General features: G+C 55.2%; 12 protein-coding genes and 1 pseudogene. All 13 read right to left on the bottom strand.

All coding sequences use genetic code 11. The features are described from left to right. Window positions 1–64: 64 nt before the first annotated feature. The 13 genes and pseudogenes from HGKM_RS03680 to HGKM_RS03620 all read right to left on the bottom strand — a co-directional run bounded on the left by HGKM_RS03680 (window position 65) and on the right by HGKM_RS03620 (window position 13652). Entirely contained in the window at window positions 65–970 is a 906-nt protein-coding gene (locus HGKM_RS03680; RefSeq protein ID WP_019134000.1) for a metallophosphoesterase family protein, read from the bottom strand. Between the two features lie 56 nt (window positions 971–1026). Next, window positions 1027–2226 (bottom strand): hypothetical protein, encoded by a 1200-nt coding sequence (locus tag HGKM_RS03675; protein ID WP_154645914.1) that lies wholly within the window; start codon window positions 2224–2226, stop codon window positions 1027–1029. A 235-nt stretch (window positions 2227–2461) separates the two neighbouring features. Beyond that, window positions 2462–3625, bottom strand: coding sequence for a serine/threonine protein kinase (locus HGKM_RS08235; RefSeq protein WP_019133998.1), 1164 nt, complete (start codon window positions 3623–3625; stop codon window positions 2462–2464). 126 nt (window positions 3626–3751) lie between these two features. Further along, window positions 3752–4774 carry a glycosyltransferase family 4 protein gene (locus HGKM_RS03665; protein WP_019133997.1) on the bottom strand — a complete coding sequence of 341 codons (1023 nt, stop codon included), beginning with the start codon at window positions 4772–4774 and terminating at the stop codon, window positions 3752–3754. A 181-nt stretch (window positions 4775–4955) separates the two neighbouring features. Further along, window positions 4956–5597, bottom strand: a pseudogene (locus HGKM_RS03660) (V-type ATP synthase subunit D); the annotation flags it as partial. Then, window positions 5597–7105 carry a V-type ATP synthase subunit B gene (locus HGKM_RS03655; protein WP_019133995.1) on the bottom strand — a complete coding sequence of 503 codons (1509 nt, stop codon included), beginning with the start codon at window positions 7103–7105 and terminating at the stop codon, window positions 5597–5599. The gene HGKM_RS03655 and the pseudogene HGKM_RS03660, both read right to left, overlap by 1 nt. After that, complete coding sequence (locus HGKM_RS03650; RefSeq protein ID WP_019133994.1) at window positions 7098–8870, bottom strand: V-type ATP synthase subunit A; 1773 nt, start codon at window positions 8868–8870, stop codon at window positions 7098–7100. The genes HGKM_RS03655 and HGKM_RS03650 overlap by 8 nt, the downstream gene beginning before the upstream one ends. Window positions 8871–8885: 15 nt before the next feature. Further along, a complete protein-coding gene (locus HGKM_RS03645; protein ID WP_019133993.1) occupies window positions 8886–9194 on the bottom strand; it encodes a V-type ATP synthase subunit F in 309 nt (102 codons plus the stop codon). Beyond that, window positions 9187–10203 carry a V-type ATPase subunit gene (locus tag HGKM_RS03640; RefSeq protein WP_019133992.1) on the bottom strand — a complete coding sequence of 339 codons (1017 nt, stop codon included), beginning with the start codon at window positions 10201–10203 and terminating at the stop codon, window positions 9187–9189. Before HGKM_RS03640 ends, HGKM_RS03645 begins: the two co-directional genes overlap by 8 nt. 7 nt (window positions 10204–10210) lie before the next feature. Next, entirely contained in the window at window positions 10211–10756 is a 546-nt protein-coding gene (locus tag HGKM_RS03635) for a V-type ATP synthase subunit E (RefSeq protein ID WP_019133991.1), read from the bottom strand. 77 nt (window positions 10757–10833) lie between these two features. Beyond that, the gene (locus HGKM_RS03630) at window positions 10834–11304 is read right to left on the bottom strand and encodes a V-type ATP synthase subunit K (protein WP_019133990.1); all 471 of its coding nucleotides are present in this window, start codon (window positions 11302–11304) and stop codon (window positions 10834–10836) included. Window positions 11305–11332: 28 nt separating this feature from the next. Further along, a complete protein-coding gene (locus HGKM_RS03625; RefSeq protein ID WP_019133989.1) occupies window positions 11333–13342 on the bottom strand; it encodes a V-type ATP synthase subunit I in 2010 nt (669 codons plus the stop codon). Beyond that, the gene (locus HGKM_RS03620) at window positions 13329–13652 is read right to left on the bottom strand and encodes a hypothetical protein (protein ID WP_019133988.1); all 324 of its coding nucleotides are present in this window, start codon (window positions 13650–13652) and stop codon (window positions 13329–13331) included. Before HGKM_RS03620 ends, HGKM_RS03625 begins: the two co-directional genes overlap by 14 nt. Between the last annotated feature and the right edge of the window lie 7 nt (window positions 13653–13659).

Raw genomic sequence — 13659 nt, 5'->3', positions numbered from 1 at the left:
CTGAAAACATTTTCACACTAAAAAGAGCCACTCTGATGAGTGGCCCTAAAGAGTCAAAATATGGTTAAAACCTTCTTCTCCTGGCTTGGTCGGGATCCAAAGTGGACAGGTAATCCATGGTCCAACCGGTCATGGGAACCTGGTTGGGCGTTGAGAGAGTGAGCTCCCGAACCCGGGCAAATTCCCAGGGGTTGTCTACTCGGCGAAAGGTCAGGAGGGCTAAGGTGATATTTCGGGTAGCATGAACCATCTCATGCTGGGTAAAGGAAACCGTCGACATGGTTACCTTTCCATCCTTAATATTCAGGCAACGGATCGTGGGCTCATCCAAGAGGTCATTAAACTGGAGGAAGCCCCAATCTCCCCTGGTATAAAAACGGTCCTTGTGGAGGTGGCCGTTGACGACAACCCCCCGGCCCTTCTTATGGCTCAGGATCTGTTCAAGGTTCAGGCTCTTATCTACCCTCCCCTTCTCATTGCGGAAGATCATCCGCTCAGGGGGATGGTGGGCAAAAATCACGGCTAATTTTTCTCCCGCCTCCTCCAATTCCCTTTTGACAAATTCCTGCTGTTCCCAGGAGATGGACGAGGAGTTTTTTCCGGGACGGAGGGCCCGGCTGGTGTCCATGAAAATCAGCTTGACATCCTCATAGTCCTCGGCCCAATAGAGCTTGGAGCCCGTCAGCGACTGGTAGGATGCCTTGGTCTGGACCAGAAGGTCATGGTTGCCGACAACATTCTCAAAACGCTGATTTTCCTTTCGGTGGCTATTGATCATCTTGTATACTGCCCGGAACTCGCTCCGTGAACCGAAATGGGTCAGGTCACCCAGGGAGATGTATAAATCAGCCTCCTGTGCAAAAAGGCTGGCGAATATTTTATTGTAAAAAAACTCATTCTGATCTTTTAAGGCTTTGGTGCGCCAACGCATTGCTGAATAGTGGGCATCACCGATACAGGCAATCCGCATAGAACCTCCTTTTATCACAACTCTTATTATAACCAATTCAAAGTATCCTAGCAAAGTTATGCGTTGAATTTGTGAAGATCCCTAAAACGGAGGTAAATATAGCTGCCTATCCCGGCCAAGGCCAAGAGAAGAGAGCCCCAAAAAAGGCCAGGGAGCTGGATCCAGGCCAAGAGGAGAGACCGGCTGACCAGGATCCGGTCTTGAAAAAAGGGTCTGCCCGGATAGGTTGGTGAGCGAGTATCCGCCACATTCCCGGCCTGGTCCATGACCCGGTAGGCCAGTCGGTAGGGCTTTTTCCGCCCTCTGAGGATCAATCGATCGGTGTAAGTTTTCTCTCCTTCCAAGGGAATGACTGTCTCTTCCCCATCCAGAATCCTCCGAACTTCCCGGAGGCCCCCGCCATCCCGGAAGTCCACTTGAATCTCTAGGCGGTTTTCAAAATGATAGGGTAAATCCAGCCCTCGAACGGGAAGAATTCGGGGAGCCTGGGAATCCATTTTGACTCCTTTCCCCAACTGGAGCGGAAGTTCTGCAGGAATTATATCTTCTTTCCGATCTTTATCTTGCTCCATCTCCCCTCTCTCCGGCTTGGGGGGATTCTCTTTTTCTTTTTCCTCTGCCCTTGTCCTTGTCCGCAGGTCCACCGGTTCCCCCCGACTGTGATCCCGAGCCTGACCTGCCTCTCCGCCTTCCACGACCCCAATCCGGTAGGTAATTCGGATGGGCCCGGACCCCGTCTCCGGATCGGGGATGGGACGTCCGGCCCCATCCTCCAAAAAAAGATTCAGGATGCCTTGACCTTCCTCTCCCGCCTCCAGGTTCGCCTCATGCCCATCCCCCGACTTACGGAGGGGGATCCTTTCTTTCCTCCGTACTGCCGGACCACACCTTTCCAGGGGAAGGAAATCATCGAGGTAATCCGGCTGGTCATCCCAAATCTTTATGGTAATCCGGAAGGACCGGTCAAAAATCCAAGTCCTTCCCTCTCGACCCAGGGGCTTGGGGTCAAAAAAGATTTCCGCCCTCCCCCCTTCCCGGTCGAGGTCCAGGTAACCCTCCAGCTTCTTCCATGTTGACGTCCTCCCCTCTTCAGAACGGGTCCGGAAGGAAAAGGTCCATGACCGGTCCGACCAATCCAGGCCCCCTGTGTCCAAGAAATAAATCCAGAACCCTCCGGCATCTTTATGGAAGCCCTCAAAGGGGAGGGCAAAATGACTCTCTTTTTCTTCCCCCTCCTCCCCCAGGCTGGTAGCCAAAAAATCCACCCCGGCATAGGAAAAAGGGCCTGGGGGGAGGGAAAGGCGGATCTTTGGGGCACGGGTGTAGAGGTAGTGGACCCGGCCCCCTATCTCCCTTTTTTTGGCATAATTTTCTACAAAAGAGGCCCCAGGAGGAGGAAGGGACGGCTCTCTTGCCCAAACAAAACTCGGAGATAAAAGGCAGCAATAAATAAGAAGAAAGCACATCAGCTTTATTTTTCTTCCCATCCCTCTATTCCCCTTCCTCCACACCGGGCCCAACCTCCTCTTTTTTCCAAAAATCCAAAAGTTCCTGTTGAAAAATGCTCAAGTCATCTTCTTCCGAAAGCTTTTTCAAGCGGGCGACCAGGTCTTCCCCTCCTTCCTTGGCATAGGAATGAGAAAGAATTTCCAGGACCTGGGACTCCCGGTCATCCAACCGCCCATCCTTCCGATAAAGATCCAGAAGGGCTCGATAGGCCTCCGGACAGTTCGGCTTCATCCGGATGGCCTCAAGAATAGCCTCCTCCCTGCCTGCTTGAATTTTCTTCCGATAAGTAAAGTTTTGATGGGCACTCCATCCCCAGGGAATGAGGAAAAGAAAGGCAAGGAGGACCAAACCTCCGACCAGGACTCCCCTCCACCCGGCCTTCCTTTTCCTTTCTCCCCCCTCCAAATCGTCCGCCATAGCTTTGCCGGAGGGATAGCGGTTTCGGGAAAGGGCTTGTGTCGCCCGGCCTATGACCATCTCCAACCTTCCCTGGGGGTCATCCCCCTTTTTATCGGAGGTAGACAAGCAATCCCCTGATCCGGGATCCTTCCCGGTTAAAAGGAAGGAGAGGGTCATGCCCAGGGAGTAGATGTCGGTCCAAGGACCCACTTCCCCTTCTCCATAGAGTTCCGGAGCCGCATAGCCCGGGGTCCCCTGTCCCCTTAATCCCCCTCCTTGACCTCCTCCTTGGGGGCTGAAGATGGCCCCAAAGTCGATGAGCCTGATGGTTCCCTCTTTGGTCAGGAGGATATTGGCGGGTTTCAAATCCTGGTAGTAGACGGGCGGGTCCTGACGGTGAAAGTAGGACAAAATAGAGAGGAGGTCCTTGGCCCAGGAAAGAACAAGTTCCCGGTCCTGGGGTCCCTCCTCTTTAACCAGGTCCTCCAGGCTTCTTCCGGGAATATAGTCCATAACCAGGCAAAGGAAAGGAGGACGGAAAAAGAGGTCAACCAGACGGGGAAGGAGGGGGTGGTCAAACTTCTTCATGACTTGAATGGGAAAAGGAAGGCCTTCTTCCATGGCTCCCTTCTTCCCTGACCAAGGAACGACCTTCATGGCCCAGGTCTTATCCAGGACCCGGTCCCGGACCAGGTAAACCTGTCCCTCCCCTCCATTCCCTATTTTCCGGATAATTTCATACTTCATAGCCCCTCCTTGGTCCTATTATATGGGGCGGAGGGTACCATAAGCGTGCCATATTCCTGTAAAAAGACCGACCTCTGTCCCATAAAAAAACCGACTCCCCTAGGAGTCGGCTTTCTTCATTTCTCGTTAGGACCAACGGTCCAGGAAGCACCGGTAATAGTCCTTCCACAAGCGGGCGATGGATTCTTCAGAATAGTCTTGCCGAATCTTTTGGGCCGCTTCCTTGGCCTTCCGGTAGACCTCGGGATTATCTCGCAGGCGACGGATCCAGTCAACAAACTCCTCATCCTCCTTGGCCCTGGGATAATCAGAGAAATAGATTTTCTGATAGAGATCCAAGTCCCGAACCAGGATAGGGAGGCCGGCATTGATGGCTTCCAGGATGGCCATGGGAAAGAGTTCATTGTAGGAAGTCATGAGGAGGAGGTCAGAGAGGTTGTAGAGGGCATTCATGTCCGACCGGTCAACAATGCCGAGGAATTTGGCATTCGCCGGGGGATTGTCGACAGCCTCCTTCAACTCCTTGTAGCCATCGGTAACAACCCCGAAGGAGAAGCCCCCGGCCCAAAGGAATTGAACATCCGGCAGGGCACGGGCAATATTCAGGAATTCCAGGACTCCCTTCCGGGTCTGGACCTGGCCCACGCCGATCACGGTAAAGCGGTCAGGCTCGACCCCATACTTTTCCCCGATATCCCTGAGGTCACGGCGGTCAAGGGGACGGAAGTCCTTGGAGGCCACCACGTTGGGAAGGTAGGTGATCCGGTCCCGGTCGATCCCATAATCGACTAAGGGATCAATAAAAATGGGGTTGACCACCACCAGTTCCTGGGCGGACCGGTACATGGAGAGGACGTACTTGAAGAAGCCGGGCTGGATGATGCCTGGAAGGGAGATGGACCCCTCCAGGGTCTCCGGCAGGAAGTGGACATGCATGACGCTGGGCAGGGAGGAGGTCTTCATCTGGGTGTAGCAAAGAGGGTGGATCGTATGGACATGGTTGATCCGGCAGCCCTTATCCGAATTGAAGTGGAGGCGAATCTCGTCCCCGGCAAAGTTTTCTAATAGCTGGACGAGTTCGTTATAGGCCGACCCCACCCCCTGGCCCTTGACGTCCTGGCCGTAGGCTATCATATTGACATCAATCATTCTTCATTTCCTCAAGCACGGTCTGCATGGCCTCCAAGAGGGTGGGTGAGGACTCCGCCTGCTTAGGCTTCGACTCGGTCTTTGGCTTGGGTTTGGTCTTTGCTCTGTCCTTAACCTCTTCCCCCTCTTCCACCGAGCTGGTCTGGAGACGGGCGGTGATATCGTCCCTTCCCTCCTCCTTGGCCTGGGAGATGAGGTCCTTGATCTTCAGAAGGCGGGTGATGGTGGCCCGATCCTCCTCATCCAGTTTCATCCGGATATAGGTGATGGTTTCCTCCAGGTCAGGGATAGTCCGGTATTCGAGGGCATTGACCCGACGGCGGGTAGCTTCAATCTCATCCGCCATGAGCTGGGCGGACTTTTCCATCTGGGTCAGTTCAAGGAGCTTGTCCATAACCCGGTTGAGCTCTTCCAGGGCCAAGTCCAGCTCCGCAGAGGTCTGGACATAGCCGTAGGGGGTGGTGGACCCCTCTTTTCCTTCCTCCAGCCCTTGGCGGTGGAAGGAGAAAGTGGGGATCCGGACGGACATAACATTTTCCACATCCACCGACACCATCATCCTCTGCTTGGAGGCCAAAAGGGCATTATCCAGCATCTCCGGACTCATGACAGCGGAGGCCATGGCGAAGGAGGCAAAGGACTTTTCCAGGGCGGCTTCCACCTCTTCCCGCATAGCCCGGTTGTCCCGGGCCAGCTGGATGAAGCGCCGCATGAGCTCGTCCTGCTTGTCTTTTAAGAGTTTGTAGCCCCGCTTGGACACCTCCAGCCTTGTCTTGAGCTGGGCCATGACCATGCGGGTCGCATTGACATTGAGCCTGGCCATTATTTCACCTCGGCTTTCCCATCTCCTTTACCAGATACAGCCGCAAGCTCCTCTGCCTTGGACTGGAGCTGGGATGCCTGGACGTCCGCATTAACCTGGTCAAGCTCGGATTTCTCTGCCTTCTCCCCGGTCTCCTCGGCAGGGCCCAGGTACTTCTCCAGGGTGGCATCCTTGATCCGCTTGAGTTCTTCGCGGGGAAGGATTTTGAGAAGGTCCCAACCCAGGTCCAGGGTCTCTTCGATGGTTCGGTTGGTCTGGAAGCCCTGGTTGACATACCGGTCATCAAAGGCATCGGAGAAGCGGGCAAAGGCCTGGTCGGCCTCGCTCAAGGCGGATTCACCCAGGATCGTTGAGAGTTCCTTGGCATTCCGGCCTCGGGCAACGCCGGCGTAGATCTGGTTCATGGTCTGGGCATGGTCATCCCGGGTCTTGCCTTCCCCAATCCCCTGGTCCTTCAAACGGGACAGGGAAGGAAGGATGTCGATGGGCGGGTTGATTCCCCGGTTATAAATCTCCCGGGACAGGATGATCTGGCCCTCGGTGATATAGCCGGTCAGGTCCGGGATGGGGTGGGTGATATCGTCCTCGGGCATGGAGAGGATGGGGATCTGGGTGATGGACCCCTCTCTCCCCTTGATCCGACCGGCCCGCTCATAGAGCTGGGAGAGGTCGGTGTAAAGGTAGCCCGGATAGCCCCGTCGGCCGGGGACTTCCTTACGAGCGGCGGAAACCTCGCGCAGGGCTTCGGCATAGTTGGTCATATCCGTCATGATGACCAGGACGTGCATACCCTGGGTGAATGCCAGGTACTCCGCTGCCGTCAGGGCGATTCTCGGCGTGGAAATTCGCTCGATGGTGGGGTCGTTGGCCAGGTTGATAAAGAGGACCGCCCGGTTGATGGCCCCGGTCCGGGTGAAGTCTTTGATGAAGTACTGGGCCTCTTCAAAGGTGATCCCCATAGCGGCGAAAACGACGGCGAACTTTTCATCTGTCCCCCGGACGGTGGCCTGGCGGGCAATCTGGGCAGCCAGGTTGTTGTGGGGCAAGCCGTTCCCGGAAAAGATAGGGAGCTTCTGACCGCGGACCAGGGTGTTCAGGCCGTCGATGGCGGAAATCCCGGTCTGGATGAATTCTTCCGGATAAAGGCGGGAGTAAGGGTTGATAGCCGACCCGTTGATATCCAACCGCTTTTCAGGAAGGATATCCGGGCCGTCATCGATGGGTTCGCCCATTCCGTTGAAGACTCGGCCCACCATATCCGGGGAAACGCCCAATTCCTGGGGCTTCCCCAGGAAGCGACAGGAGGTCCCCTTCATGTTGATTCCGGCGGATCCTTCAAAGAGCTGGACCAGGACGGATTCCTGAGAAACCTCCAGAACCTTGCCCCGGCGTCGGGTCCCATCCTGGAGCTGGACCTCGACCATCTCTTCATAGTGTGCATTTTCAATCCCCGTGACCAGCATAATGGGTCCCGAGATTTCCTGAATGGTTTGGTATTCTCTAGGCATCCTGGACCTCCCTTGCTGCGATGAGGGCAGCGAATTCTTCCTTCATTTCCTTGGACAGGTTCTTTACCTGGTCCAAGTCATCCTCCGAAATGTAGCGCATCCGGGTGATCCGGGGACGGATGTCCATCTTCTCAATTTCCTTGAGATAGACCCCATGGTCCAGGGCCTCATTGGCCAGGTCATGGAAGTAGAGGATGGTCTTGAGCATGTAGTACTGCTTTTCCGCCGAGCAATAGGTGTCAATGTCGTCGAAGGCATTCTGCTGGAGGAAGTCCTCTCGCAGGGACTTGGCGGTAAAGAGCTTGAGCTGGTCTTGGGCGGAAAGGGAATCAATCCCGACCAGGCGGACAATTTCATTCAGGGCATTTTCTTCCGTCAAAAGGGCCATGGCCTGGATCCGTAAGCGGGAGAAGTCCTCAGCAACGTTGTGGTTGAAGTAGTCGTCCATGCTCTCCTGGTAAAGGGAGTAGGACTTGAGCCAGTTGATGGCCGGGAAATGACGGGCATAGGAGAGGTCGTAGTCCAAGCCCCAATAGACCTTGGTGATCCGGAGGGTGGACTGGGTGACCGGCTCGGACATATCGCCTCCCGGAGGGGATACGGCTCCGATTGCGGTCAACGACCCTTTTCGGTCGTCGGAGCCCAGGCAGTTTACGATGCCGCAGCGTTCGTAGAATGAAGCGATACGGGAGGCCAGGTAGGCCGGGTAGCCTTCATCACCGGGCATCTCTTCCAGACGGCCGGACATCTCACGAAGGGCCTCGGCCCAACGGGAGGTGGAGTCCGCCATCATGGCGACAGAGTAGCCCATATCCCGGTAGTATTCCGCTAGTGTGATCCCGGTGTAGATGGAGGCTTCACGAGCCGCCACCGGCATATTGGAGGTGTTGGCGATCAAGACCACCTTCTGCATCAGGGATTTCCCGGTGTTGGGGTCGATGATCTCGGGGAATTCGTTCAGAACCTCGGTCATCTCGTTGCCGCGCTCCCCGCAGCCGACATAGATGATGACTTCCGCATCCGCCCACTTGGCCAGCTGGTGCTGGATGACGGTCTTGCCGGATCCGAAGGGTCCGGGGATGGCTGCCGTCCCCCCCTTGGCGACGGGGAAGAAGGTGTCGATGATCCGCTGACCGGTCACCAGGGGACGGACAGGGTCCATCTTCTTATCCACAGGGCGCGGAGTTCGGACCGGCCAACGCTGGCTCATCTTCAGGTCGTGGACCTTGCCCTGGCTGTCTTCCAGCTGGGCCACCGTATCCAGGACGGTGAAGGAGCCGGATTGGATCTTGGTAATCTTTCCGGACAGAAGGGGTGGGACCATGATCCGGTGCTCGATCACTTCCGTTTCCTGGACGACACCGATGATATCTCCTCCGATAACCTCAGCGCCGACGTCAAGCCGGGCCTGGAAATCCCATTTTTTCTGGTGGTCGATGGCATCCGCGGACACACCGCGTTCCAGGAAATCCCCGCCTTCAGCCAGGTCATCCAGAGGCCTCTGAATCCCATCATAGATCTGTCCGATGAGGCCGGGGCCCAATTCGACGGAAAGGGGGCTTCCGGTCGAGACAACGGGCTCGCCGGGGCTGACGCCGGTAGTCTCCTCATAAACCTGGATGGAGGCGACATCTTTATTCATTTCAATAATTTCGCCGATCAGCCCCAGGTTGGCCACCTCCACAACGTCTTGTATATTTGCTTCTTCCATCCCCTTCGCTTCCACGAGGGGGCCGGAAACTTTTGTGATTGTTCCTTTTTTCAAGGGGTCTCCTCCCTTCTAAAAAATGTCCATGCCGACCGCCTTCTCCACATTGTCGGAGATGGTCTGCATGCCGATACCCAAGGACCCTTGGGCACTAGGAATAAAAACAATGGCCGGTATGGGCCGTGTCTTGTATTGGTCGATGGTTTCGGGGATCCGGGCCGCATAGGCTTCGGTCATATAGATGACCCCATAGTCCTGCTTGGCCAAACGGTCCACCGTCCGCCGGATTTCATCGTCGCCCACCGGTGTGTAAACGTCCACACCGATGGCCCGGAAGGCGAGAACCGAACCGCGATCACCGATGACAGCTACCTTATGCATTCGTCCTCATCCTTTCCTTGATCTCTTCTTCAGGGAGAGAAAGCCGCTTTCCGTTGAGAAGAATTCGGAGGTTTTGGGCCTCGGTTTCCACCTTGTTCATATAGCCATAAATAACTTCAGGTCCCTCCGGATAGCGGGAGGCTTCCAGAGCGGATTGACGCTGGATCTGGTCCTTTGCCCTTTCTAAGCCGGCGATGGCCCCGCTTTCCAGGTATTGGTTCAGGGCCTCTTCAAAGTCCCGGCCCAAGTTGGCCTTTTGGAAGAAAAGGCCGTAATTGGCCTGGTCCCATCCATAAAGCTTAAAGAAGTCCTCATAGGGGATCTTCCCTCCCTCCACCAAAACCCTGGCCAGGAAGTCTTTGGCAAGCCCCTGGCGCTTGGCCCGGAAAAAGGAAAGGATGTTGGTCCCATCGGCCATCTTTTGGATGCTTTCCCGGAAAAATTGGCCGGGCAGGGTCTCCGAAAGATGGTGGAGGCTTCGGAAATACCAGCGGTCCAGGACCAGGTCCAGGGCTTGCGCATCCTGGCTTTCTGTCCATACTTCCAAGCCCTCAGCCGTTGCCTTTTGAAGGTCGGTCTGCTTGGGATTGCGGTTGGGCTCCCGGATCCATTCTTTAACAGCGGGTAGGAAGAGGTGACCAAAGGGGTAGGCGAGAGAAGAAAGAGTGTCTTCCCCCTCTTCCCGATCATCCTCCCGGCCGGCTTCTTTGATGAGGACCTTGAGGTTGTGGATGTCATATTTCAGGAAGAGAAAGGCCGCAAGGTCATCCTCCTCCACCAGGTCTTCCACCATCTTAGCTTGTTTAGCAACTTCTTCCCGAAGGACCCGGTCGAAGTCTTCGGCATGGTCCAGGCCCTCAAAAAGGTCCCCGTAGCGGGTTTCCTTTAGGATCTGAACGGCCTGGTCCAGGTCCTGGCTGGCAAGGAGGCGTTTCCACTGGCCATCCGCAATCAAGTCCCGCTCATACATGCGAACCCGCATGGAAGCAAAGGAATACGACTGTGCCATGGGCCACCTACCTTTCTGCAATCAGCTGAACCACTTCGGTATCCAGGCTGGATCGCAGGCCATCAACCACTTGATCAAAGTCAAAATTCTCCCGGATTCCCCCACGGTTGATCCGGAAACCGGACCGGAGGTCATCCACTTTAATGACAGTAAATTCACTGGATTCGTAGTTCCTGTTTTTAGGAATCTCAACAACCAGGTCCGGACTCTTGGTTACCTTCTTCAGAAAGCGATCCAAAACCTTCTTGTATTGAACCCCGCCCATCTTGGTCAATTCTTCCTTGGCCAGGTTAAAGGCACGGTCGACGGCCTCCTGCTTGGCGGTGAGGACCAGGTTCCTGGCCTCTCTTTCGGCGCCGGTTTGAACCCGGTCCCGGATCTGGGCTTCCAAAACGGGCTTGCGGGCATCAAAGGCCTGGTTTTCCCGGGTCAGTCGGTCCATGCATTCCTGTTTTTCCGCCTGGGCCTTGGTCCGGGCATCTTCGATGATCCGGTTGGCCTCCTGGTTGGCATCCTCGATGATGCTATTGACGATATTCTTTAAATTTGACATAAATCCTCCTTTGAAGACTTGGTCGGAAACCCGATCGGTTTCGGTCCCTGTCTTTGAGCATCTGCCTCAATAGAGGACTAAGCGGCGAAAATGAAGATCAAAGAAATGATGAAGGCCAAGATGGCGTAGGTCTCAACCATGACCGCGTAGATGACGCCCTTCATGGATTGGCTTTCATTCTTAGCTAAAATCTCCAAGCCGGCATAGGCGACGTTGCCCTGGTGAATGGCAGAAGCATAGCCGACGATGGCGATGGGGAGGCAGGAGAGGAAGACCCGGACACCTTCCTGGAGGGGAAGGGCCATGTCAAACTTGGTGACCATAACAATAATGGCAATAATCATTCCATAAAGACCCTGGGTTCCCGGGAGGAGCTGGAGGATGAGGGACTGTCCGAATTTGGCCGGATCGTCGATGACGATGGCGGCAGCGCCCTGACCCACATGGCCAACGCCCCGAGCCGAACCGACTCCGGAAAGAGCGGCGGCCAGGATGGCCCCTAAGACTGCGAAAAGAATTCCACCGTTTTGTACAAAGAAATCTACCATGTTTGTTTTCCTTTCTTTATGGACACTCCTATTTGATGTCCAAGTATTTGCCTTCGGGACGGAGCTTCTTGAAGCGTTTCCCCCCGCCCTGATAGAATTTGCCAAAATATTCAACGTAAATTAACCGCATGGAGTGAACATATGCGGAAAGAGCACTGAGAAAAAGGTTAAAGAGGTGGAGGAAGACCAGGAGGACCATGGCAATGATGAACATGAAGATGTTCACCTGACCTTGTCCCAGGGCTTCCCAAACCGAAGCATCCGAACCGACAATACCCATGATCATCCGGCCGATCAGGTTGAAGGAGAAGCCGATGTAGGCACCGGAGAGCATGAGGGCGGTCACCCGGGTAAAGGAGGCGAAGTCGCCGATATAGCCGGTCGCTCCATAGAGGTTATAGGCCCCCCAGGCAATCCGGGCTCCTGCGGACTTCTCATCTCGGGCGGATAAGAAAATAATCAGGAGGGCGCCAATGATGGCCAGGATAAAGGCCACTGAACTAACCATGGAGTTCCACTGGAAGGCTTTGGACAAGCCGCCGACGATCAGGCCTCCGATGAGGAAGTACCAGGAGATGTAGTCCCAGATGGCCCCTGCCGGGTCCCCTTCCCGAACGCTTTGGACCGCGCCCAAACCCAGGGCAATGAAGATACAGGCAATGCCCAGGATGACGGAGAAGATGATCATGGGCATGATTTCCACCTGGGGGTTGATGATCAGGGGATCCATGGGGATGAGGCCTCCGAAGATGGAGCCGAAAGCCAGTCCTGCCAGGATCGTTGGGACGGAAAGGATCTGGAAAAAGCGGATGGACCGGGCCGTGCTTGGCTTGAAGTCAAAATAATGGAGGGCAAAGCTGGTGGCCAGGAGCATCAGTGCACCATAGCCCGCGTCGCCCATCATGAGGCCAAAAAAGAGCATATACCATGGGGCCAGGAGGCCCGTGGGGTCCATTTCCTTATATAGGGGCATGGAATAGGTTTCCACCAGGTTCTCGAAGGGGGCCACCAATCCGTTGTTGTGGAGGAGGATGGGGACATCGGGGTCGTCCCGATCCGCTTCCCTAGTCTCCAGTTCAAAACGCCCGTCAGGGAGTTCATCCGTAACCAGGTTCTCAAATTCCTTGGCCCGATCAGTCGGGACAAAGCCTTCCAGGAAGGTGATTTTTTCCGTTTCCAGAGTCTTACCTTCCGCCTCCAGCCGGTCCTCTTTATAGGACTGGAGCTCATAGTAGGCCTGGATGGCGGTTTTCTTTTCCCGAGCCAGCTTCTTCAGCTCCACTTCCACCTGGGCAATATTCTTCTTTTCTTCCGCCAAGCCGGCTTCCCTCTCTTGGATCATGGCCTGGACGGTCTCTTCCCCCTCAAAATGGACGGGGGTGAAGTTGATATCCCGGAAAAAACTGTCCAGGTCGGCATCGCTTCCGTCGCTGATCACCATGACATAGGCGGTTTTATCATCAGCGGAGAGAAATTCCATATAGGTTCTTTGGGCGTGGGAGGCCAGGAATTTCCTCGCCTCATCCATCCACCGGGAAGGCAGGGTACCCAGGGTGACTTGGACCCGCTTGGGCTTTTTCAAATCCCCCAAGGGAAGGTCCAGTGCCTTCCACCGATCCAGCTGTTTTCGCTCCTCTCTCAGTTGGTCCATCCTCTCATGAGAATGGCGGATGGCCTCCTGGAGGCGGAGGGTTTCTTCAATGGCCGTAAGGGCCCCTTCCCCTTCCACCAGGGTCTTGCTTTCTTCCATAGATAAGCTGGGCAGGCGGTTGGAGAGTTTTTCCTTGAATCCCTTCTCTTTGACCTCATAGGCGGAGAGGATGTCCAGGGCCTCCTGGGCCCGGCCCATCGCCTCATTCACCGCCGTGACCGACTTTCCGGTGTCTGCGGAACGAATCCGCCCCGCCCACTCCTCCTCTGTCTGTTTATCCAGAGGCCGGATATGTACCTGGTCAAAATCCTGGATCCGTTCAAGAAGGCGGTCTCGATCTTTGGCAAACAAGGTGAGACGGAACTCCGTCATATCAACGATTGCCATAATTCACCACCTCTTCTTTGATCCGGTCGACGGCCTTTTTCAGGTCCTGGTCTCGCAGTCCTTTCCAAGCCTCCGCCTCTTCCCTGGCTTTGGCCAACATCGGCTCCGCTTCCTTCCGGGCTTCTTTTTCAACCGCCTCATAAAAGGCCTGGGCCTTGTCCTTGGCTTCCTGGCGAATTCTTTTTTCTGTTTCCAAATTTTCCTCAGCCAAGTCTCCTCCTATCTTTCGGGCGGTTTCCCGGGCCTGGTTGATGATCTCCTTTGCCCGGTCCTCAGCCTGAAGAACTTCTTGAATCGCTTCTTTTGCCATAGGCTTC

Origin of the sequence: Kallipyga massiliensis ph2 (assembly GCF_000311985.1) — a bacterium.
Taxonomy (GTDB): domain Bacteria; phylum Bacillota; class Clostridia; order Tissierellales; family Peptoniphilaceae; genus Kallipyga; species Kallipyga massiliensis.
This window is presented reverse-complemented; position numbering and strand designations above follow the sequence as displayed.